Source organism: Govania unica (genome assembly GCF_027920805.1).
GTDB lineage: Bacteria > Pseudomonadota > Alphaproteobacteria > Sphingomonadales > Govanellaceae > Govanella > Govanella unica.
In genome coordinates this window covers 507,008-529,385 of the sequence record NZ_JANWOI010000003.1, presented here as the reverse complement: position 1 = coordinate 529,385, position 22,378 = coordinate 507,008, and the positions used below count along the sequence as shown (strand labels likewise).

17 protein-coding genes and 1 pseudogene are annotated in these 22,378 nt (G+C 59.3%); 8 read left to right on the top strand and 10 right to left on the bottom strand.

Annotated features, from left to right (window positions below; translation table 11 throughout):
- The first annotated feature begins 52 nt into the window (after positions 1 to 52).
- Positions 53 to 1,555: an amidophosphoribosyltransferase gene (purF, locus tag NYP16_RS10230; protein WP_274944039.1), complete on the top strand. Its 1,503-nt coding sequence runs from the start codon at positions 53 to 55 to the stop codon at positions 1,553 to 1,555.
- Positions 1,556 to 1,575: 20 nt separating this feature from the next.
- Positions 1,576 to 2,298 carry an SDR family NAD(P)-dependent oxidoreductase gene (locus tag NYP16_RS10225; RefSeq protein WP_274944038.1) on the top strand — a complete coding sequence of 241 codons (723 nt, stop codon included), beginning with the start codon at positions 1,576 to 1,578 and terminating at the stop codon, positions 2,296 to 2,298.
- A gap of 148 nt (positions 2,299 to 2,446) precedes the next feature.
- On the opposite strand, the gene der is transcribed toward NYP16_RS10225, so the two are convergent.
- The 9 genes from der to NYP16_RS10180 form a co-directional block, all read right to left on the bottom strand.
- Positions 2,447 to 3,799: a ribosome biogenesis GTPase Der gene (gene der, locus NYP16_RS10220; protein WP_346742502.1), complete on the bottom strand. Its 1,353-nt coding sequence runs from the start codon at positions 3,797 to 3,799 to the stop codon at positions 2,447 to 2,449.
- An 89-nt stretch (positions 3,800 to 3,888) separates the two neighbouring features.
- The gene (locus tag NYP16_RS10215; protein ID WP_274944036.1) at positions 3,889 to 5,226 is read right to left on the bottom strand and encodes an outer membrane protein assembly factor BamB family protein; all 1,338 of its coding nucleotides are present in this window, start codon (positions 5,224 to 5,226) and stop codon (positions 3,889 to 3,891) included.
- A 21-nt stretch (positions 5,227 to 5,247) separates the two neighbouring features.
- Positions 5,248 to 5,931: a DUF2659 family protein gene (locus NYP16_RS10210; protein WP_274944035.1), complete on the bottom strand. Its 684-nt coding sequence runs from the start codon at positions 5,929 to 5,931 to the stop codon at positions 5,248 to 5,250.
- Positions 5,932 to 6,059: 128 nt separating this feature from the next.
- A complete protein-coding gene (gene panB / locus NYP16_RS10205) occupies positions 6,060 to 6,878 on the bottom strand; it encodes a 3-methyl-2-oxobutanoate hydroxymethyltransferase (RefSeq protein WP_274944034.1) in 819 nt (272 codons plus the stop codon).
- A gap of 74 nt (positions 6,879 to 6,952) precedes the next feature.
- Positions 6,953 to 7,486 (bottom strand): SRPBCC family protein, encoded by a 534-nt coding sequence (locus tag NYP16_RS10200; protein WP_274944033.1) that lies wholly within the window; start codon positions 7,484 to 7,486, stop codon positions 6,953 to 6,955.
- 78 nt (positions 7,487 to 7,564) lie between these two features.
- Complete coding sequence (locus NYP16_RS10195) at positions 7,565 to 7,975, bottom strand: VOC family protein (protein WP_274944032.1); 411 nt, start codon at positions 7,973 to 7,975, stop codon at positions 7,565 to 7,567.
- Between the two features lie 49 nt (positions 7,976 to 8,024).
- Positions 8,025 to 8,552: an SRPBCC family protein gene (locus NYP16_RS10190; protein WP_274944031.1), complete on the bottom strand. Its 528-nt coding sequence runs from the start codon at positions 8,550 to 8,552 to the stop codon at positions 8,025 to 8,027.
- A 437-nt stretch (positions 8,553 to 8,989) separates the two neighbouring features.
- Positions 8,990 to 9,562: an NADPH-dependent FMN reductase gene (locus NYP16_RS10185; RefSeq protein ID WP_274944030.1), complete on the bottom strand. Its 573-nt coding sequence runs from the start codon at positions 9,560 to 9,562 to the stop codon at positions 8,990 to 8,992.
- A 43-nt stretch (positions 9,563 to 9,605) separates the two neighbouring features.
- Positions 9,606 to 11,150 carry a glycosyl hydrolase family 79 N-terminal domain-containing protein gene (locus tag NYP16_RS10180; RefSeq protein WP_274944029.1) on the bottom strand — a complete coding sequence of 515 codons (1,545 nt, stop codon included), beginning with the start codon at positions 11,148 to 11,150 and terminating at the stop codon, positions 9,606 to 9,608.
- Positions 11,151 to 11,489: 339 nt separating this feature from the next.
- Here NYP16_RS10180 and NYP16_RS10175 point away from each other — a divergent pair, with 339 nt between their 5' ends.
- The 6 genes and pseudogenes from NYP16_RS10175 (at position 11,490) to NYP16_RS10150 (ending at position 18,330) form a co-directional block, all read left to right on the top strand.
- Positions 11,490 to 12,170 carry a glutathione S-transferase family protein gene (locus NYP16_RS10175; protein WP_274944028.1) on the top strand — a complete coding sequence of 227 codons (681 nt, stop codon included), beginning with the start codon at positions 11,490 to 11,492 and terminating at the stop codon, positions 12,168 to 12,170.
- Between the two features lie 431 nt (positions 12,171 to 12,601).
- Positions 12,602 to 13,876, top strand: coding sequence for a M20 family metallopeptidase (locus NYP16_RS10170; protein ID WP_274944027.1), 1,275 nt, complete (start codon positions 12,602 to 12,604; stop codon positions 13,874 to 13,876).
- Between the two features lie 51 nt (positions 13,877 to 13,927).
- A complete protein-coding gene (locus NYP16_RS10165; protein ID WP_274944026.1) occupies positions 13,928 to 14,596 on the top strand; it encodes a trimeric intracellular cation channel family protein in 669 nt (222 codons plus the stop codon).
- A gap of 161 nt (positions 14,597 to 14,757) precedes the next feature.
- Positions 14,758 to 16,317, top strand: a pseudogene (locus NYP16_RS10160) (thiamine pyrophosphate-dependent enzyme); the annotation flags it as partial.
- Positions 16,318 to 16,369: 52 nt separating this feature from the next.
- Complete coding sequence (locus tag NYP16_RS10155; RefSeq protein WP_274944024.1) at positions 16,370 to 17,092, top strand: CDGSH iron-sulfur domain-containing protein; 723 nt, start codon at positions 16,370 to 16,372, stop codon at positions 17,090 to 17,092.
- 248 nt (positions 17,093 to 17,340) lie between these two features.
- On the top strand, positions 17,341 to 18,330 hold the full coding sequence (locus NYP16_RS10150) for an urea transporter (protein WP_274944023.1): 990 nt from the start codon (positions 17,341 to 17,343) through the stop codon (positions 18,328 to 18,330).
- Positions 18,331 to 18,349: 19 nt separating this feature from the next.
- Here the strand turns inward: NYP16_RS10150 and NYP16_RS10145 are convergent, their stop codons facing one another.
- Entirely contained in the window at positions 18,350 to 22,294 is a 3,945-nt protein-coding gene (locus NYP16_RS10145) for an autotransporter domain-containing protein (protein WP_274944022.1), read from the bottom strand.
- Between the last annotated feature and the right edge of the window lie 84 nt (positions 22,295 to 22,378).

Below are 22,378 nucleotides of genomic sequence, written 5' to 3'. Positions count from 1 at the left end.
CGGTTATCCCCGACCGGGCTACTCTGATAGGCGACAGCCTTAAGTGGTGATCATGCGCAACGATCCAGAGATTTTCGCTCCCGAAGCTTTCATGCGGACCAATCCGTTCGATGACGACAAGCTACGGGAAGAATGCGGCGTGTTCGGTATTTTCAACCATACTGACGCAGCTGCCCACTCGGTTCTCGGGCTTCACGCCCTTCAGCATCGCGGCCAGGAAGCGGCCGGGATCGTGACCTATGACGGCGCACGGTTCCATACCCACAAGGCCATGGGCCAGGTGGCCGATAACTTCAATTCGCAGAAAATCATCGAATCCCTGCCTGGCATCAGTGCTGTCGGCCATGTGCGCTATTCGACCACCGGCGAAACCATCATGCGGAACGTGCAGCCGCTGTTCGCCGAAATCGACAGTGGCGGCTTTGCCATTGCCCATAACGGCAATCTGACCAACGCCTGGACGTTGCGGAAGCGCCTCATCCGCGAAGGCGCCATCTTCCAGTCGACCAGCGACACCGAGGTGATCATCCATCTCGTGGCCATGAGCAAGCAGCGCAGCCTGATCGACCGTCTGATCGATGCCCTGAAGCAGGTCGAAGGCGCTTACTCGCTGGCCGTACTGACCAAGGACAGCCTGATCGCCATTCGCGACCCCATGGGCATCCGGCCGCTTGTGCTTGGGCGCATGCCGGACGGGTCGCATGTGGTGGCGTCGGAAACCTGCGCGCTCGATATCATCGCCGCCTCTTTTGCCCGGCAGGTGGAGCCCGGCGAAATTCTGGTCATCCGCGCCGACGGCACCGAAAGCCTGCATCCCTTCCCCAAGGAAAAGGCCCGGCCCTGCATTTTCGAACATATCTATTTCTCGCGTCCGGATTCCTATCTTGGCGGCTCCAGCGTCTATCAGGTGCGCAAGCGCATCGGCGTTGAACTCGCGCGGGAATTCCCGGTCGATGCTGATCTGGTGATCCCGGTGCCGGATTCAGGCACGCCGGCGGCTATTGGTTTCGCGCAGGAATCAGGGATTCCGTTCGAACTCGGCATCATCCGCAATCATTATGTGGGCCGCACCTTCATCGAGCCCTCGGACCAGATCCGCAACCTCGGCGTCAAGCTCAAGCACAACGCCAATCGTTGGGAGCTGGCTGGCAAAAAAGTCGTTCTTGTGGATGACTCGATCGTGCGCGGCACCACCTCCATCAAGATCGTCGATATGGTGCGTAGCGCCGGGGCAGCCGAGGTGCATATGCGCATCGCCAGCCCGCCGACCAACAATTCCTGCTTCTACGGCGTCGATACGCCGGAGCGCGACAAGCTGCTGGCAGCCCGCATGGATGTGGCCGCCATGACCAAATTCATCGGCGCCGACAGTCTGGCCTTTGTCTCCCTCGACGGTCTGTACCGGGCTGTTGGCGAACAAGGCCGCAATGCCGCCTCCCCGCAATTCTGCGATGCCTGCTTTACCGGTGACTACCCGATCCAGCTGACGGATCATAACGGCGGCGATACCCCGAACCAGCTGTCGCTGCTGTCCGAACGGATTGCCGGTCGCTAACAAGTAAAAGGAACGTCCTCTTGTCCAAACGTCTGCAAGACAAAGTGGCGCTGGTCACCGGCGCCTCCCGTGGCATCGGTGCGGCTGTGGCGCGGGCTTATGCGCGTGAAGGCGCTCATGTCATCCTGGTTGCACGGACACAGGGCGGGCTTGAGGCGGTGGACGATCTCATCCGCAGGGACGGTGGCTCGGCCACGCTCGTGCCGCTTGATGTGAAGGACGGGGCTGGCATCGACCGGCTAGGCGGCGCCATTCATGAGCGCTGGGGCAAGCTTGATATCCTGGTCGGCAACGCAGGGATTCTCGGCCCCATCACCCCGGTCGGGCATATCAAACCGACCGCTTTGGATGATCTGCTGGCCGTCAATGTGACCGCGAACTGGCGGCTTATCCGCTCGTTCGAACCGCTGCTGCGGGCGTCTGATGCCGGACGGGCCATTTTCGTGACCTCGGGTGCGGCGCAGCGCCATACGCCCTATTGGGGCGGCTATGCCATGACCAAGGCAGCCCTTGAGTCGCTGGTGCTGACCTTTGCCGCCGAATGCGCCAAAAGCCCGCTCCGCGTCAATCTCGTAAGCCCGGGGGCCATCCGCACGGCCATGCGCGCCAAATCCATGCCGGGCGAAGACCCAACCACCCTGCCTCCGTCGGACGCCGTGGCACCGCTGTTCCTCGAACTCGCCGACGCCAACTGCACACGGCATGGCGAGATCGTCAAATACCGCGAATGGGCGACGGTTTAATCAATTTCTGAGATTAGGGATCGGAAGTCCCCACTGGATCGCCACGGTGCTACGCACCTCGCGATGACGGTAGGGTATTTTCGTCATTGCGAGGCGGAGCCGACGCAATCCAGGGCGGTGGGAACCGGCTGGATTGCTGTGGGTCTCCTTACTTCTTTTCTGCGAAGGGGTTGTCGCTTTTGCGCATTAGGAGGCGCAGAGGGACAGCCATCATGTCAAAGGATTCCCGCAGGTCGTTTGACAGGTAGCGGAGATAGCTTTGCGGGATGGCGTCCGGGCGGTTGACGAAAAAGATGAAGGTCGGCGGGCGTGTCTTGACCTGTGACCCGAAGCGGATCTTGACCCGGCGGCCCTTGTCGCTGGGCGGCGGATTGCGGGCGATAACGTCTTCGAGCCAACGGTTGATCGCCGCGGTCGAAACGCGCTTGTTCCAGGTCTCATGAACCTTGAGAACGGCGGGCATCAGTTTGTCAATGCCGCGTCCCGACAACGCCGACAACGGAACCACCGGCACGCCGCGCACCTGATGGAGCGAGCGCTCCAGGCTGTCGCGGACGCTTTTGATGGCCGCTGGCATATCGGTGATGGCGTCGGTTTTGTTGACCGCGATGACGAGCGCGCGGCCTTCCTCGGCCACAAGGTCGGCAATGGTGTGATCCTGTTTCTCAAACCCGATCGTGCCGTCGATCACCAGCACCACCACCTCGGCATACTGGATCGCGCGCAAGGTGTCGGCGACCGACAGTTTTTCGAGCTTTTCCTGTACTCGCGCCCGGCGGCGGAGGCCGGCGGTATCGAACAATTTGATCTCGCGCTCGCCCCAATGCCAGTCGAGCCCGATGGAATCCCGGGTGATCCCGGCCTCAGGGCCGGTGACCTGACGATCCTCCCCGAGAAGGCGGTTCACCAGCGTCGATTTGCCCACGTTCGGACGGCCGATAATGGCCATTTGCAACGGTGCGACTTCATGCTCGTCGGAGATTTCCTCGTCGAGCTCAAAGCCATTTTCGGCAGCGGCGGCGACAATGGCGTCATGGAGATCGACAAAGCCATCGCCATGTTCGGACGACAGCGGAATGGGATCGCCGAGACCGAGCGTATAAGCCTCGTACAGACCGCTGGTCGCGGCCTTGCCTTCGCATTTATTAGCAACGCAGATGGTCGGTTTCGAGCGTTTGCGCACCACATCGGCGAAATAACTGTCGAGCGGCGTGATCCCGGCGCGGGCGTCGATCATGAACAGAATGATATCGGCGGCATCAATGGCCGCGTCTGTCTGCTGACGCATGCGCGACGACAGGCTGTCATCGCCGCCTTCTTCAAGACCCGCCGTATCGATGATCTGGAATTCGAGCGGTCCGATCCGTCCGGTGCCCGCGCGGCGGTCACGGGTGACGCCCGGCGTGTCGTCCACAAGCGCGAGACGCTTGCCGACAAGGCGGTTGAACAAGGTCGACTTACCCACATTGGGGCGGCCGATGATAGCGATGGTCAAGGACATATTCAGTCTAACGTCTTGTCTAAAAGGTCATTGAGCGTCAACGAAGGGAACCCCTTCCTTGACGCTCAGAATGACGGAATTGCAAAGGCTTAGCGATAAGCCGTAATTTCACCGTCGTCGGTCAGAAAATAAAGCGTGGAATTGGCGACGATGGGCGAAAGATAGGTTTTGTCTTCAAGTTTGGTGCCGCTCAGGATCTTGCCGTTATAGGGCGATACCGACAGCGCCCAGCCATGGGACGAGGTGATGATCAGGCGATCGCCCGCCAACACCGGTCCGCCCCAGAAAACGCGGCCCTTACGATCTTCGGGTTTTTTGAATTTCTGCAACGGAGTGACCCAGCGCACTGCGCCGCTCTGACGGCTGAGGCAGACGATTTCATTGTCGTTGGTCACCACATAGATATATTCGCCCGCGACGGCAGGCGTATGGGCGCTGCCGACGTTGCGTTCCCACACCCGTTCACCGGTGCGAAGGTCGATGGCCACCATGCGGCCTGCCTGGCTGATGCCATAGACGATGCCACGATCGATGATCGGGCTCGCGTCGATATCGGCCAGGGTCGACAAGGGGGTCAGACGACCAGTGCGGGTCAGCATGTCCGACCAGGCCGGACGACCATTTTCAACGGCGAGCGCAAAGAGTTCGCCCGAGGAGAACCCGGCGATAACCACGCCACTGCCAACCGCAGGGGTGGCTGCGCCAAGAATTCCGGCGGATTCGACGATGCCCGGATGATCCCAGATGGTTTCCCCGTTTTCCGCGTTCAACGCGAACAACTGATTGTCGAAGCTGTTGACGAAGACGCGGCCATCGGCAATGGCCGGAGCCCCACGGAGCGGCATGCCAAGCGAGACGCGCCAGAGTTCCTTGCCAGAAGTGGCGTCAAACGCCACCACCACGCCATAGCCGGTCGAGGCGTAAAGCTTGCCCTTGTCATAGCCCACGCCGCCGCCGAACGAGATGCCTTTCGACTGCTTGGGGACCTTGATGTCATAGCTCCAGCGCTTTTGGCCGGTTGCGGCGTCAAAGGCTGAGACCTTGGCATTGCTGTCGATGGCAAACAGGGTGCCGTCAGCCACCACCGGCGTTTCGGTCAATTGCTTGCGATCGCTTGAGCCGTTGCCGATGCTGACGCTCCAGATCTTTTTCGGGGCGTCGGCCAGAGCCAGGTGCTGCATGGCATGGTTCGGATAACCACCGCCTTGCGGCCAATCCTTGTTCTGGATCGGGTCCGGCAGGGCGACTTCCACATCTTGCAGCGCCGTATCGGGCTCAAGCGCCTCTTCATAGCTCAGGATCGGAATACGCTCGCCTTGCAAACGTTCCTTATCTTTTTTCGACGTGCTGCCGCAGCCCGACAGCGCAACGCTTGCGCCGACGAGAAGGGTCACCAGAGTGAGAGATACGCGGGGATAAGAACGCACGGCAGCGGGTCTCCTGACTTTTTACTGCGGCTTGGAAGCGGTAGGCGCGGGAGCCGGGGCTGGGGCCGGTAACGTATCGGCCAGCTCCTTAGCCCGGTTGCGCATGGATTGTCCGACATCCGCGTTGGCTGCGAGACGGTCGAGACGCTCCCGCGCGGCCTTGACTTCACCGCTGCGGATTTCGAGAAGGGCCAAGAATTCTTCCGCCATGGGAGCCCAGGCAGCGCCCGGGGCCGCCAGTTCCTCAAGCTGCCCCTTGAGATCGCCCGCCTTGGGATTGTCGATCTGAAGCGCGATGACCTGCAATTTGGCATATTGGCGCAAGGACTTATCTGCGCCGCCATCAGCCGCGAGACGCTCATAGGTCTTGACCGCCCCGTCCCGGTCGCCACGGGCGAACAGAATGTCCGCTTCGCGCATCCCGGCGAGGAAGCTGTAGCCCTTGCTGCCGTCTTTTTGAATCTCGGTCAGGCTTTTCAGCGCTTCGTCCTGCTTGCCGGCCTCGATCAGAGCGACAGCTTTGCCAAAGGCTTCGCTGTCCCTGGCCGAGCCGACTTCGACGCGATATTGCCAAAACTGATAGGCGCCAATGGCAACCACGAGCAGCACCAGGGCCGCAATCATACCGGGACCATACTTCTTCCACAGCCCCATGAGCTGATGGTGACGCATGTCCTCGCTTACTTCATCGAAAATATCAGCCACGCGGGCCCTCTCCCTTTAACGGTATCGCAGCGTCTTGCGGGCAGATCGCTTCCGGGCGCTCAAGATAACGCGCCAAGTGTCGCAAGGCAAACACCCGCTGTCATTTTTGCAACTTCTGTCCAGGCAACCTATTTTTTCATCGTATAGGTATGTTCCGGGGCCGGAAACTGGCGGGTGCGGACATCTTTCGCATAAGTCGCCGCCGCTGTCTCGATTTCCTTGCCGATTTCAGCAAACCGGCGCACGAATTTGGGATTTGACGGGAACATCCCAAGCATATCGTCGACCACCAGCACCTGCCCGTCGCAGGCGGCCGAGGCACCTATGCCGATGGTGACGATGGGCACTTCTTCGGTCAGCTTGACCGCCAGCGGCTCGGCAACGCCTTCAACTACCACGGAAAATGCGCCGGCTTCGGCCACCGCGCGGGCGTCGGCCTCCAACGCCTCCCACTGGCTTTTCTCGCGGCCCTGGGTCTTGAATCCGCCCATCACATGCACCGATTGAGGACGAAGCCCGATATGGGCCATCACCGGAATGCTGTGCCGGACGAGATAGGCGATGGTTTCGGCCATATGGACCCCGCCCTCAAGCTTGACGCCGCTCGCGCCGGTCTCGGCCATGACCCGGGCGGCATTGCGGAACGCCTGCGCCGGGCCTTCCTCGACCGAGCCAAACGGCATATCGACAATCACACAGGCACGATCCGAAGCGCGCACAACCGCAGCCCCATGAGCGATCATCATATCGAGCGTGACCGGCAAGGTGGTGTCAAAGCCATAAACCACATTGCCAAGGCTGTCGCCGACCAGCAGCAGATCGCAATGCGGATCGAGAAGGGTTGCCATCGGGGCCGTATAGGCTGTGAGGCAGACCACCGGCTCCTTCCCCTTGCGGGCGGCGATGTCCGGGGCGGTGATACGTCTGATTTCAGTGTGCTTCGACATGGCGACAACTCCTCGGGTGGTGCCCACTCGGGGGTAAGATGTAGCGCATCATACGCAATTTGATAATTCTTTTGTCATGAAGACTGCTCCGCCACAATCTTCAGATTGACGAGACCAGATTCAAAGTCCTGGCCGATCCTTCCGTCCATATCGAATAAAAGCCCCATAACCTTCGCCATAAAGGGCTGTGACCCCTGCATGGACCAGGTGACCATCGTCATGTCGCCCTGCGGCTCGATGACGAATTTGGACATATTCCGGCTTTTCAACGGCCTCCTGAGATCGAGCAGAATCAGGACTTTCGATGGCTTGTCCGCTTCCATGATCTCCATGCGCCCCTCCCCGACCTTGCTGTTGCCCTCCCATTGATAGACCGCCCCCTTGCCGCGCGCGGCGCCGGAATACTGGCGATTCATGGACGGATCGAGCTTTTCATAGGGTGACCATTGGCTCCAGTTCTGGAAATCATCAATGAGCATAAACACCTCTGCGGGCGGAGCCTTCATGGCCAGGCTGCGCTCCACATGGAAAGCATCGGGACGGGACGCCGCGAACCCAAGCACGGCGACGATGACGAGGCCGGCAGCAATTGCGATCAGTTTCAGCATAAAGTTTCTTTCTGCCCAGAGACTTGGCAACCGATTTCAACGGGGGAACGGCGTCACCTGATCGGGCCGCCGGCTCTACTACCTGGCCCCTTCAAAATTAACCATCCAGGGGATGCCATAGCGGTCGGTCAGCATGCCGAATTTCTTGGCCCAGAATGTTTCCGCCAAAGGCATGGTCACCGTCCCACCTTCCTTGAGCGCGGTGAAAATGCGATCTGCGTCGGCTTCGCTGTCGACCATGAGATTGAGGCCAAACCCCTGCGGCTGCCGATACATGCCGGACGGCACATCGCCTGCCATCAGGACGCTGTCGCCATATTCGATCCGCGCATGAATGATTTTATCGAGCCATTCGGGCGGCGTTTGGCTTTCAGCCGGGGTGCCGCGATGGCTGATCATGGCCGCGACCTTGCCCTCCAACACATCTGCATAAAAGGTCATGGCATCCTTGCAGTCGCCATTGAAAGACAGATAGGGAATGCTGTTCATTGTCATCTCCTCTCGGTTTATGCGAAAGCAGCAGGACCTGCCGCATCTGTCAATTTGTCATGCCCTTCAAATAGGCATCCCATTGGTCGAACGTGCCGCCAAAGCCAAGCCGCATGCTGTCATGCATCGACCGGAACTGGTCCTGTTCCTCGGCAGTGGCTTTGTGAGGGCGCCCGACCATTTCAAGTCGAGTGTGCCCGTCTTGCTCGCTGAAGGTCCAGACATTGAGGACAGTCAGCGGCCATTTATCGCTGAAGGGCGCACGGACAACATTACCCTCCTCATCGGCGAAGGAACTGGTAAAGGCGATGCGGTCCGGCTCTTGAAGTTCGTGATAGGAAAAAAGCCCCCACATGATCGTGCCGTCCGGGAGGCGCATGCGATAATGAAAGCGCCCGCCCGGCCGAAGATCGAAACTATCGCTCATCAGCGCGCTGCCCTTTGGTCCCCACCAGCGCAAGAGATGGTCAAGCTCGGTAAAGGTCTGCCAGACCAGATCGCGCGGAGCATCAATGGTGCGCGTAATATGAAACGCGGTCTCTGCGGTCGTGCTTGCTGTTGCTGACGATGTAGGCATGCTTGTCTCCTATTGTTTCCAGGATGAGAGAGGGTCATGGCCACGCATCCACGATGAGACCCGATGTCCCTTGCGATCAACAAACGAACCGCCACCTCGGCCGGCAAAAAACCCACGGCCGCCCACGACACTCACATCGTCATAAATAGCAATGCGGACGGGATGATTTCGCGACCAAACCCACAGGCCGGATAATAGGCCTCACACATGCGAACACGCCACCGACCGCCCGGCCGGGCCATCATCATATCGCATTTTTGCCGCCCATGTGCTTTTGGATGCCGGGCCCGGTCAATTAAAGGTCGCGTCCGACTATCCCCTTCCCCTTAAGCTTTGGCTTGAAGGCATTTTCCGTGATCTTTGTGCCCGCCAAACCATACACACACCAGACGCACCACGATGCCCCGCCGGATCGAATCGGCCGCAGAAACACACCGTCAGGCATCCGGCGGCAAAACCTGCAGCACGCGGGCGATAAATATCTGAAATTCTGACATGTATTTCTGCAAGAAGTCCCTCGTAGCCTCTACGGTGACCTCTCCGTCATCGGTAATAAGACCGGGCTTGAATTGAATATAAGCTTCGGGCGCATTCATTTGCGGCGAATTACAGAAACCAAGCACGCTGCGCAGACTTTGTTGCGCAATGGCCGTGCCGATCGCGCCCGGCGTGGTGCCGATCACCGCTGAGGGTTTATGTGTGAATGAGTTTTTACCATAGGGCCGGCTCGCCCAGTCGATGGCATTCTTGAGCCCGCCGGGTATGGAGCGATTATATTCCGGCGTTACGAAAAGAACGGCTTCGACAGCCGCAAGGGCTGCCTTGTAATCTTTCGCAACCTGAGGAAAGTCAGCGTCATAATCATAACTGTAAAGCGGCAGATCCTTGAAAGAAATTTCCGCCATTTCCAGTTCGGGCGGCGCGAGCCGGACCAGCGCTTTAGCAAGCTTGCGATTGATCGATTCCTTGGCGAGACTTCCGATCAGATAGCCAACCTTATGCGTCTTCATCAGGGTATCTCCTTATGTTTTCCAAATCGGTTCTCAGACGTCCTCAGAGACAGGCACGATTTTTAGCGTCTGAAACGGCCAGAAAGGTAATGCTGGCCGGCGCCAAAGCAATTGGACCGGGCTCCATGGCCTCCCCCTTTATGGCCGGAAGATCGCCTGCCGCCTTTGTTTTGAGATCATGCCCATTCAGCCGGACCACGGCATCATCCAATCGTTGCGCCGTAAGCGCATAGCGTTTCGAAGACTGACGCAGATCAACGGACAAGCCAGCCGTCTGATTGGTGTTGATCGCGAGCAACGCAACACCTCCGGCAGTGCCCCGCAAACAATGGGCGTAAAGGTGAAGACTGGGCAGCGTCGGCCCGGCCTCAAGAACCGTTTTGCCCATGAGTCTGTGCCAAAGGAGCGCCGCCCAATAATTCGGGCGCGGCGTCAGCGTGGTCTGATCGATCAGACCATAGTCACTTGAAACGAGCGTATTGTGGAACACCACCTTGACCCCAAGTCTGGCCAAGCGCCCAAGCTGATCGAGATAGCGAAAACTGTCGAGGAACGTCGCCGCCCAGGGATTGCCACCGCAGGCCGCATCAGCCGTCTCGGTAACCCAGATCGGTTTGCCGCGCGCATATCTGTTGCGGAGCGGTTCATAAAACCGAAAAGCCTGATCGGTCTGCGCAAGCCAGGCCTCCGACAGGGCGGCCTGTTTCGTGGTGCCTGCCATGCCGCTTCCCGAGGTGGCGCAGCGTTCCGAAGCGGCGCCGTAAAAATGATAGGAAAACACATCGAAAGCGCCGGCCGGAGTGGCCCCAAGCAAATCGGACGATTTGAGAACCGGTATTTTCGGCGTCATCAGCGCGCCGCCCTCTCCGACCGATCCCGGCCCGGCGATCAGCATTCCGGGCGCTGCCGATTTCACGAAGGCACGGAACGCGGCAATGTCCTTCCCGAATGTCTCCGCATCGTAACCGAGGGGCGCTCCGCCCATGATGGCGATGTTTGGCTCGTTGAAAAGTTCCGCCGCTGCGATCTCGGCTCTGAGCGATTTCGTATAAGCCAGAAGCTTCGCCGCCTCCACCGGGGTCCAGCCGCCCTCCTTGTCGCGAACGCCCGCACTGATCGTAAAGGAGGTGACGATTTTCGCCTCACTCGCTTTGGCGAAATTGATCACTCCCGCCCACTCGCGCCGGGTCAGAGTCCCGGTAAAACCCTTGGGCGGGGGATGAGCTTTCGGACTGTTGGTGTCCTGAAAATAAACGGAATTGGCCCAGGTCCCACTCACCCGCACATAGGCTGGCCCCAAAGCCACCGCAAGTTTGCGCAAGCGCGGGTTGGCAAGATCAATGGGTGGCCGCGCTTCAAACAGATCGTCCTCCTCAAGTTGAAAGGCGATGCCCTGTGGCGCTGTGTCCGAAATATGCTTCGCGTCTGCCGCTCCTGTTTTGATCCGGTTATAGGGCTTCCAGAAGGTGCCTCCGATGACTTCGGCCATTTCGACATTATAAGATTGATAGCGATCATCGACCGTCGTGATGCGCGTCATATCGGATGGCAGGAGGGTGATCGCATTTGCGGCGTCTGCCGCCCCCATGCCCCCTCCCAAAGCTGCAAGCACCACAAAGATACTCAGCCCGCAACCGCCAATTTTCTTCGCCGTGATCATCCTCTGGTACCTATTGAGCCAACAGACCAGCAGACAGGTTGACGAGCGCCCTTATATGATTTGGGAGCGGAGCCTAAGCATTACACATGATGATTGCGAAACTGCGGATATCCCTGCAATTCAGATGTTTATACTATGGCCAAAAGACCGCCGGTACAAGTAACTGCGTTGGAGATCCGGCACCCATCGGGCTGCGCGCGAAACCAGATATTTGAGTTAAGCTTCTGTGGCCATATAGTTACGTCTCACTCCACAAGGAACTGACCCTTGGCGCTTAAACTCTATTATCACCCGCTGTCGTCCTTCTGCCATAAAGTATTGATCGCGCTTTATGAGCGTGGCGTGGCGTTCGAAGGGCAGATGATTAATCTCGGCGATCCCGTGGCCAAAGCCGCTTTCATGAAACTTTGGCCAACCGCCAAAATCCCGTTGCTTCAGGACGAGGATCGAAACCAGGTGGTGCCCGAGACCTCGATCATGATCGAATATCTGGACCCGTTTGGCCGCACGGGCGATCCGATGCTTCCCGCTCATCCCGGCGCGCAGCTCGACGCCCGGCTGTGGGACCGGTTGTTTGACCTTTATGTGTCGCAACCCATGCAGGCGCTCGTCGGCAACAAGCTGAAGCCCGAGGACAAGCGGGACCAAAGCATAGTGGATAGTGCCCTTGCGACGCTCGGGATGGCCTATGACATGATCGAGACACAGCTCGATGGACGTATCTGGGCGGCGGGGGACAGGTTTTCGATCGCCGATTGCGCGGCCGCACCCGCGCTTTTCTATGCCTCGATCCTCGCCCCCTTTCCTCAGGATCACCCAAATCTTGCGGCATATTTCGAGCGGCTTCTGGCGCGCCCTTCGGTCGCCCGAACGCTGTCAGAAGCGCGGCCCTATTTCGAATTTTTCCCCTTCAAGGACGCTATCCCGGCCCGGTTTCTGCAAGAGTGATCGGGCATCGGTTCAGCTTGCAGATTTCTTCGCGCCCGATTGCTGAAACAACCTATAGCGCATTGAAATCTCCAACATGTTTATTCCGGCCATGCGAGAACTCCGACATCATGACCATCAAACCGTCATCGGCGTCACTGGACGCGCGGGATCAAGGCTGGCGACTGGACTTCTGTCTTTTACGAAATCGCGCTGCATGTCTTGACCGGCATCTGTGCCAGCATTACGCTCCTCTAGGCTCGTAGCGGTGGATCCGCACTCATTTGCGCCTTGCGGTTCGTGATCCCGAATACAGACTCCTCAGTCGCTGCGGCAAAGACCGCAGGCGTCAAAAGACTTCTCTCTGTAGAAAGAACAGGCAGTTACACGGTCGCGCCGGGCAAACTGCTGCTTGAATCCCAGCCACCGGCAGGTATCAGGAGGAGATCATCATGACCGAGACCACATCTCCCGACAACGCATCCGCTGTCCTGACAAATCTGGGCAAGCTGCTCCCCGAACTTGAAGCGCTGTATAAGGACATTCACGCCCATCCGGAATTGTCGATGCACGAGACGCGCACGGCGGGCATCGCCGCCGACCAGCTCCGGAAAGCTGGTTACGAGGTGACAACGGAGGTGGGCAAGACGGGTGTGGTCGGACTGCTCCGCAACGGCGAAGGGCCGACGGTGATGCTGCGTGCGGACATGGATGCCCTGCCGATCGCCGAGAACACCGGCCTTGCCTATGCCAGCAAAGTCACGGCCACCAACGCCGAAGGGGTCAACGTGCCCGTGGGGCATATGTGCGGCCACGACATGCATGTGGCCTGGCTGGTCGGGGCGGCCAGTTTGCTGTCGCAGGCGCGCGATACCTGGAAGGGTACATTGATGGTTGTCTTCCAGCCTGGTGAGGAAACCGCGCAGGGCGCCCAGGCCATGATCGATGACGGTCTGCTCAAACGCTTTCCCACACCCGATATAGTGCTTGGCCAGCATGTCATGGTCGGTCCGTCCGGCACCGTCGCGGGGAGCGCCGGGCCGATCACCTCCGCGGCGGACAGCCTGCAAATCCGTCTGTTCGGGCGCGGTGCCCATGGGTCAATGCCCCAGGCCAGCATCGATCCCGTCGTCATGGCGGCATCCGTCGTCCTCCGGCTCCAAACCATCGTATCCCGCGAGGTTGCCGCAACGGACGCGGCGGTGCTCACGGTCGGCGTGTTGCAGGCGGGCACGAAGGAGAATGTCATTCCGGACGATGCCATCATCAAGCTCAATGTGCGGACATTCGATGCCGGGGTGCGCAAGCATGTCCTTGAAGCGATCGAGCGCATCGTCAATGCCGAGGCCGAAGCCTCTGGCGCCCCGCAGAAGCCGGAGATTACGCCGCTCGACCGCTATCCGCTCAATGTGAATGACGAAACCGCGAGCAACCGCATCGCCGAGGCGTTTCGCGCCTATTTTTCCGCCGATCGGGTGAAGCACACGGGCCCCGCGCCGGCCAGCGAGGATTTCGGTTGCTTCGGTACCGCATGGCAGGTGCCTTCGGTATTCTGGTTCGTGGGCGGCAATGACCCCAAGACTTATGCCGAAGCCAAGGCCGCGGGCAAGCTGAATGAGTTGCCGGTCAATCACAGTCCACTCTTCGCGCCGGTTCTGCATCCCACCATGGAGACTGGTGTCGAGGCACTGGTCGTCGGCGCGCTGGCCTGGCTTGGTACAAGCTGATGTTTCGGGTCGCAGGCTCCCGTGGAAGTGCGTTTTGTGGAAACACGCATCATGATCACCATTGAAACTTTCGTGCGCATTCTTGACTTGGGGGGCACCTTTGTTTTCGCAATCAGCGGGGCGCTGGCTGCTGTCAATCGCCGACTCGACATTTTCGGTATCCTCGTCCTGTCTTTCGTGGCCGGAAATTTTGGCGGGATTGCCCGCGATTTGCTGATCGGCGCGGTGCCGCCAGCCGCCCTGACCGATGGTCGATATCTGCTGGTTTCGGTCCTGGCCGGGCTCATCACCTATTTCTTGTATTCCGGCGTCGACAGGCTGCGCACTCCCGTGCTTCTGTTCGACGCGGCGGGACTTGCGTTCTTTGCCGTCGCCGGGGCGCAAAAGGCGATCGGGTTCGGATTGAGTCCGGTCATGTCAGCGCTTCTGGGCATGTTGACCGGCATAGGCGGCGGCATGACCCGCGACATTCTCCTCACGGAGATCCCGCAGGTGCTGAGGTCCGATCTCTATGCCGTTGCAGCACTGGCCGGTGCGTCCATCGTCGTCATCGGCGATGTGCTAGGTGTTTCTTACGGAGTCTCGGCTCTGACCGGAGGGGCATTGTGTTTCGGCCTTCGCTATATGGCGATCAGACACGGCTGGCATTTGCCGTCCGCGCATCTGTCCGCGCAGGGACGCGCGGAAACAGACTCATCGAACGACAAGAAACCGCACTGAAATTGTTGTACACAGGCCATTGATTTTCTTGGTAAAAATATTTTTCCACTTTTTCGATAGCGTCACAGCCGAGCTTTTCGCTAGCGGTCCAGACCATCATGATTTCTTTTTATTCTTGATTGCCTTACGATCAGGCAGGTTCAGGTAATGTCCCTCGCGTCGCGTTCGCGGCCGGGGCAGAAGCCTATATGACCGGCGAACTGACCGCCTGCGCGGGCAGTTGCGGGCCAAGTAGCCTGCATTTCATCAACGGCATCTATGAATCACACCGCAATCGCGCCCCGATGATCCTGATCGCAAGTCAGGTGGCGACCAGCGAACTGGGCATCGATTTTCCCCAGGAAGTTGAATTCCGGCCGATTTATCAGCATTGCAGCGTTTTCTGCGAAACCATCATCAACCCATCCGAGGCGCGCCGCCTGGCTACGCTTGCGGCTCAGGCGGCGCTCACCCGGCGCGGAGTCGCGGTGCTGGTGGTGCCGGGCGACATCTCCGCCATGGAGGTGGAGGATGGCCCGGCCTATAGCGTTCATGTGCCCGCGCCTGTCACCCGCCCGTCCGATGCTGAACTCGATAGTATCGCGGCGCTGCTCAATCAGGGCGGCCGCATCGCCGTCTATGCCGGTGCAGGCTGCGAGAACGCACGGGCCGAAGTCGTACGCTTCTGCGAGACCCTGAGCGCGCCGATGGCCCATACCTCACGGGCCAAGGATTTCCTTGAGACAGATAATCCTTTCAATGTCGGCATGACAGGCGTGTTCGGGTCGAAGGCCGGGTTCCACGCCATTATGGAATGCGAGACGCTGGTGCTGCTCGGCTGCGATTTTGCCTGGCGGCAATATTATCCGAAAACTGCGCGGGTCATTCAGATCGATATTGATCCCACTCATCTTGGGCGGCGACATCCGGTTGAGATCGGCGTGGTCGGCCATATCGCTGCAACACTCAACATGCTCCAGCCCCACTTGAAGCCGGTGACGGAGCGCGGATTTCTGGATGACTGCCTGAAGCTCTACAAGGCGGCGCTGGACGACCTCGACAAACAGGCGCAACCCGGGCGCGAGGGGCTGATCCATCCACAGCAGGTCGCGGCCCTGCTCGACGCCCATGCGGCAGACGATGCGATCTTCACCGCCGATGGCGGCAGCGCCATGGTCTGGCTGTTGCGTCATATCCGCACCAACGGACGCCGCCGCACCCTCACGAGCCTGCTGCACGGGACCATGGCCAATGCCATGCCCCAGGCGCTCGGCATCAAAAAGGCACTGCCCGAGCGGCAGGTGATCGCGCTCTGCGGTGACGGCGGTCTCAGCATGTTGCTCGGTGACCTTTTGACGGCGATCCAGGAAACGATCGCGATCAAGATCGTGGTGTTCAACAACGGTACCCTCGGCTTCGTCGAGATCGAAATGAAGGTCGAAGGCCTGCTCAACGCCTATACCGACCTGCTCAATCCCGATTTCGGCAAGCTCGCCGAGGTCATCGGCTTTCGCGGCTGGACGATCACGCGTAACGAAGATCTGGAACAGGCATTGATCGACTTCCTCGCCCATCCCGGCCCGGCCTTGCTCGACGTACGGGTCAATCGCAATGAACTGGTGATGTCGCCCAATATCGAGTCCGGGATGGTCTTCGGGACGATGCTTTATGGGGCCAAGGCCGTGCTGGACGGCCGCGCCCATGATGTTGTGGACATGATCGAGTCGAACTTTCTGCGGTAAATGCGCCGTACCGCGCAAACAGCACCAGGCGCGAGAATAAGGACAGGCAATCATGACGATACCCCGCACCGACGCAGCCCAAGTGATCGTGACGGCCAATGGACCCTATATCGTCACCGGCCATGTCTCGCTCGCACTCCTCACGATCATCATCGATGCCCATGGCGGGTCCGAGGAGTGGGCGCGCGGCGAAGCTTTGCCGACAAAAGCGAAATATGCGCTCTGCCGCTGCGGCCACTCGGCGCACAAACCTTTTTGTGACGGCACCCACGCCAAGATCGACTTCGACGGTACAGAGACCGCCAGCCGCGCGCCTTATCTGGAGCAGGCCCAGGTCTTTGATGGCCCGGTGCTGGCCTTGCTGGATGCGGAAAAGCTCTGCGCCTTCGCGCGCTTCTGCGATCCCAACGGACGGGTCTGGAATCAGGCAGCAGAGACCGACGACCCGCAAGTGAGGGCCATGTTTCTGCGGCAAGTGGGCAATTGCCCGGCCGGTCGACTGGTGGCCTGGGACAAGGCAGCCGGTGCGCCGGTGGAACCCACGCTGCCGATTTCCATAGGTCTGGTGGAAGACCCCGCCGAGGGGTGCAGCGGGCCGCTTGCGTTGCAAGGCAACATCGCCGTGATCGCAGCCGATGGCTTTGCCTATGAGCTGCGCAACCGCGTGACCCTCTGTCGCTGTGGGGAATCCAGCAACAAGCCGTTTTGCGACGGCACCCATGCCGCGATTAAATTCAAGGCGGACTATCCCGCAACGGAACAGCATATGCGCTGATCTAAGTAAGCCGAACGAAAGCCTGATCGCCAGTTCGGCCGAGGGAACAATCTGGCTCCATGCACCCGGTGGTTTCGCCACAGTGTAAGCCGGCATCACCGGGATCAGATAAATAACATCCCCCTAATTCCCGCAATCCGTGGTTCTTGCTATCGCAAAGCGCGCCCATTTGCCATTATCCGGGCTAAGCGTGCTGTCTGCCTGCCATGGCCGTCGGCGATACATCACCATTGGGGGAATTTACAATAATGGCTCTGCGCTTTTCTTCGACTGGCCTCATGGTCGACGACAAGAATTCTTTGCATTTTCCACTGAGTTTTTTCGACTGCGTGCTGCGCGGAGTCGGACAAGTGATGTTGCAGAACAACAGCTATACCGGGCTGCTGTTCCTGATCGGGATTTTCTATAATTCGCCGCTGTTCGGGGCGGCGGTTGTGCTCGGGACCGTTGTGAGCACGGCCACTGCCATGCTGCTTGGGGTCGATCGCGCCCTTGTGCGGGCGGGGCTCTTTGGCTTCAACGGCGGGCTGGTCGCCATCGCCCTGCTTTATTTTCTGCAACCTGATCTGCTGACCTGGGCCTGCGTTGTCTTCGCCGCCGCCTGCTCGACGATTTTCATGGCCGCCTTGCTCAATCTTCTGAAGGTCTGGAACATTCCGGCGCTCACGGCCCCGTTTGTCTTCACGTCCCTGTGCTTCTTTCTTGCCACCGCGCGCTTTGGCCGGCTCGAATCCACGCATCTTCTGCCGACGGCGGGGCTTCCCAAGGCTGTGACCGTCGAAGGTCTGGTCACCGCATCAACGGTTGTGGAGGGGCTGTTCAATGGTATCGCCCAGGTGTTTTTTCAGGGCAATGTCATCACCGGCGTTATCTTCGCGGTCGGGTTGGTCATCGGGTCACGGCTTGCCTGTGTGACTGCGCTCGCCGGTTCCCTGACCGGGCTTCTGGTCGCTTGGGGCATGGGCGCTGCTGAACCCGCGATCCGCTCCGGCGCATTTGGTTTCAACAGCGTGCTCGTCGCAATTGCGTTTGGTGCCGTGTTCTTCGTGGTGGACAGACTGTCGATCGCCTACACGTTGCTCGCGACGATTGCTGCGGCCGTTGTGTTCGCAAGCGTGTCCGCCGCATTGGAACCTCTTGGCGTGCCCGCGCTGACCCTCCCCTTCGTGCTCGTCACATGGATGTTCCTACTCGCAAGTCCCATATTCCCCGGGCTCGCGCGCCGGGGAATATCCTGATCATCAAAGCTTAACTTAATTAATATTTGACGCTGAAATTGACCTTGAAGCCGTGCTGCTCAGCATCGGAAGCGATCTGGCCTTGATAAGACAGCCCGAGCGTCACCGTCGATGAGAGGTTCAGATCAAGCCCGGCTTCGACCACCGCCGCGTTCCTCGTGATGGGTGCTCCGGCGACGGTAAAGCTGTCATTGGTCGAGAAAGCATGAGTGGCAAGCGGCGTGCTGTCACCAAAGCTATGCCGCCAGCCGAGTGTGCCGCGTGCGATGAGATTCGTATCTCCGAGATCGACGTTGGTGGAGGCACGCAGACCAAGCGTGCTGAAGGTTTTCTCAATGCCCTGCTGGTTGGAATGAAGAGCAGCTGCTCCACCCTGTTCGGCAAAGCCATCGGTGTGAAGACTGATATAGGCGAGGTTGACGAACGGCTCGAACGCAACGTCACTCAGGTCGATCCGGGAACCGAGTTCACCGAAGGCCTGAACCGTGCCAGCGGCGTATTTGCCCTTCAGGCTGTCGCTGAAGCCGGGAAACGAGACAGTGCGATTGGTCTTGATACCATTCCAGCTATAGGCAAGGCCGGTCCTGAAGCCAAGGCTGCCCCATTGCCTGCCGCCATAGAGGCCGAGATAATAATTGTCGCTGGTGCCGGACGATCTGCGATCCTGCACATTGAAGCTCGTGCGGCTGATCCCCACGATCATGCCAAGCCGCCAGTTATCCAAGACGGGCGTATCGCCGCCAAGAAGAAAACCGCCGGTCGACCGATCGAGACGCGCGGCGTTGCCGTCGCTGTTGGCATGCCCCCACGCACCGAAGCCTTGGCCCCACATTGTGAAGCGCTCGCTGGTGGCAGCAACAGGCTGCCAGCCACTATCGTCATGGGCCATGACCGATTGGGAGGACGCGGCGACCCCACCCAAAGCAGCACGGATGCGGTCAGTGGCTGCATCGCGCACGAACCGGCTATCCTCGATCAGCACTGTCTTGGTCGAGGCATGGATCTCGCCGGAAAGCTGATCCAATCCAGTGCGGACCAGGTCCTTGTCATCCGGCAACTGTATGACTGCGTCGAAGACAGGATGAGCGGCGGAAATGCCGCTGCTGTCGATGGCGTTTGCCGTAGCGATCTGGTTTACGGTTGCGGCCTTGCTGGCAATACTCACATTGTTGCGGACGAGCGCGAGGTCGATGGTGCGCCCCGCATAGTCATAGATCAGCTCTGGCGTCAGAAAGGCAAAGTTGGAGGTAACGTCGTCGAACCTGCCCGAAAGCCCACCACCAGCCGCAAGGATGCGATAGGTCGAGCGCAGATTGTAAGGTCCGCCCGCCCCCACATGGACGACCGAGCCGCCGTTGAGGATGGCCTTGCCCGTCACCTTGATCAAATCGGAAGCGCTGCCCTGTGGATCGACTTCGACGGCATAGAGTGCACCCCTATTAAAGATGAGATCGCCATCAATGGTCAGCGTGCCGATGGAGTTGCCCGGCGCAAGCGTGCCACCGGAAGCAATGGTGATCCGCGAGTTCGGGCCCGCCCCCACAGTGCCCGATCCACCGATGATCCCGCCGTTATCGACGCTCATCGAGCCGCCGATCTTACCATTGACCGACAACAGACCGGCACTGACATGTGTGAAGCCAGCGAAAGCCGAGCTGTCCCCGGTGAGGGCAAGCTTGCTCCTGCCCGCCTTGACGAAATCGCCTGATCCGGAAATCACCCCGCTATAGGAAGCATTGGCACTCTGGTCGAAGGTGAAGGACGCGCCCGAGGCAATCGCCGCATTCCCGACAAAGCGTTCGGCCGCAGTCTTCAGCCCGCCGCTCTCAATCGTCCAGTTGAGAGCGGAATTTCCGCCAAGGGTCAGATTGCCCGCGCCGCGCTTGATCATGACCCCGTTTGTGCCGCCAAAGCCTACGATCTCACGGGAGTAGCTCGCATCGACCGCCTGATCGAATACCACTGTTGCGGCATTGCCGATCCTGCCCGAGATCGAAGCCACATCGCCGATCAGCACTCCGGCCTGAACGAGGCTGTCGCCATAGCTGTTGCCAAAGTTGACCAGCCGCAGTGTGCCATCGCCCGTCTTCACCAGATCGCCATCACCCGACACAACGCCCGTCAGTCCAAGCTCCGTGCCGCTGGCCACATAGAACGTTCCGGCCCGCGTAAGCGTAACGGCGCGGCTCGTATCAAACGAATCGGTTGTCTCAAGCGTGCCCTCATCCAAGCTCAGCCCGCCCGAGGCATCTCCGAGATTCTCATCCCTCGACACCCGCAGCACGCCTGCGTCAATCCGCGTGCCGCCCGTATAGCTGTTGTCACCCGTCAGAGTGATTATGCCGCTACCGATCTGGTGAACTGAGCCGCTGCCGGAGATGACACGGGCAAAGTTCAGCTCGTTGCTGCGATCGAAGGCCAGAACGCCATAGTTGACGACATCGCTGTCGATCGATCCCGACGTGCCGCCATCACCAAGTTGCAGCGTACCGTCCAGAATCGTCGTGACGAGCGAATAGCTGTTCTCGCCCGACAGGATCAATGTACCCCAACCTGCCTTGGTCAGACCCAACCGGCCTGGTCCGGTTCCTTCTACATCGGCGATGATGCCTGAGAAGTTGGAATCGCCCCGCAACGAGCTGTCCACCGTCAGGACAGCATCAACATTCCCACTATTGAAGATGCCCCCGCTGCCGGTCACAACGCTCGTGATGCGGCCAACAGCGGTATTATGACCGAAGAGCACTAAACTGCCGCCTACTCCTCCAGAACTCTTATCAAAAGACAGCGCCGTATTCGTCGTCAGAGCGTCATCGGCCGTCACGAGCAGCATGCTGTTCTGGTGGAAATACTGCATGCCGCCGCTGACGGCGTTTTCTGCCGAAGCATTGAGTTGGCTATTGTCAAAAAAATACTGCATGCCGCCGCTGATGGCGTTCTCTGCCGAAGCATTGAGCACGCTGGTGCTCCAAAAAGCCTGGATGCCGTCGCTGATGGCGTTGGCGACATAGGCATTGAGCGCGCTCGCGTCATTGAATGTCTGGTCGCCGCCGCTGACGGCATTGGCGGCATAGACACTGAGCACGCTCGCATCATTGAATGTCTGGTTGCCGCCGCTGACGGCATCCTTTGCTGTAGCATTTAGCATACTGGAGTTTTTGAAATCCTGCGCACCGCCGCTGACGGAGTTCTCTGCCGATGCATTAAGCGTGCTGTGGGTCCAGAAACCCTGCGTGCCGCCGCTGACAGCGTTTCCCGTCGAAGCATTGAGCACGCCATTGTTAAGGAACCTCTGGGAACCACCGCTGACAGCGTTCTTTGCTGAAGCATTGAGTACGTTGTTGCCATAGAAATCTTGCGTGCCGCCGCTGATGGCATTTTCTACCGAAGCATTGATCGCGCTGGAATCCCAGAAACTCTGGAAGCCTCCGCTCACGGCGTTCTCTACCAAAGCATTCAAGTTGCTGGCATCGTGGAAACCCTGCTTTCCGTTGCTGACAGCGTTCTTTGCCGAAGCATTGAGCACGCTGCTGTCCCAGAAATCCTGCCAGCCGCCGCTGATGGCGTTCTCTGCCGAAGCATTGAGCTTGCTAAAGTTATAGAACTTCTGCTCACCTCCGCTAACAGTGTTATTTGCCGAAGCATTGAGCTCGCTGCTGTCGTAAAAATTCTGGTAGCCGCCGCTGACCGCGTTCTCTACCGAAGCATTGAGCTTGCTGAAACCAAAGAAATCCTGCACGCCGCTCGGAAATGGACCATTCGTTTCCTGGTTACCCATATAGGCTTGCGCCAAGGCCTGAGGCCCGACACACAGGGTTGCAAGGACGCTCACGAGCGCCGTGGTTAGATAAAGGGTAGTGCCAGAACGTCGCGGTAGGGAGACGCTGTCACCGGGCACTGGAACGGCGGTCGAAATTCTCCGCGAATGCGTGTCCAGATTGTTCTTTTCTCTCAACGTGGTCATTCCTTGTCCCTTTTGTCATCTGCGCATTCACGACATCGCAGCCAGTACAAGCTGAGATCGCGACGCTCTTATCGCCAGGACGCA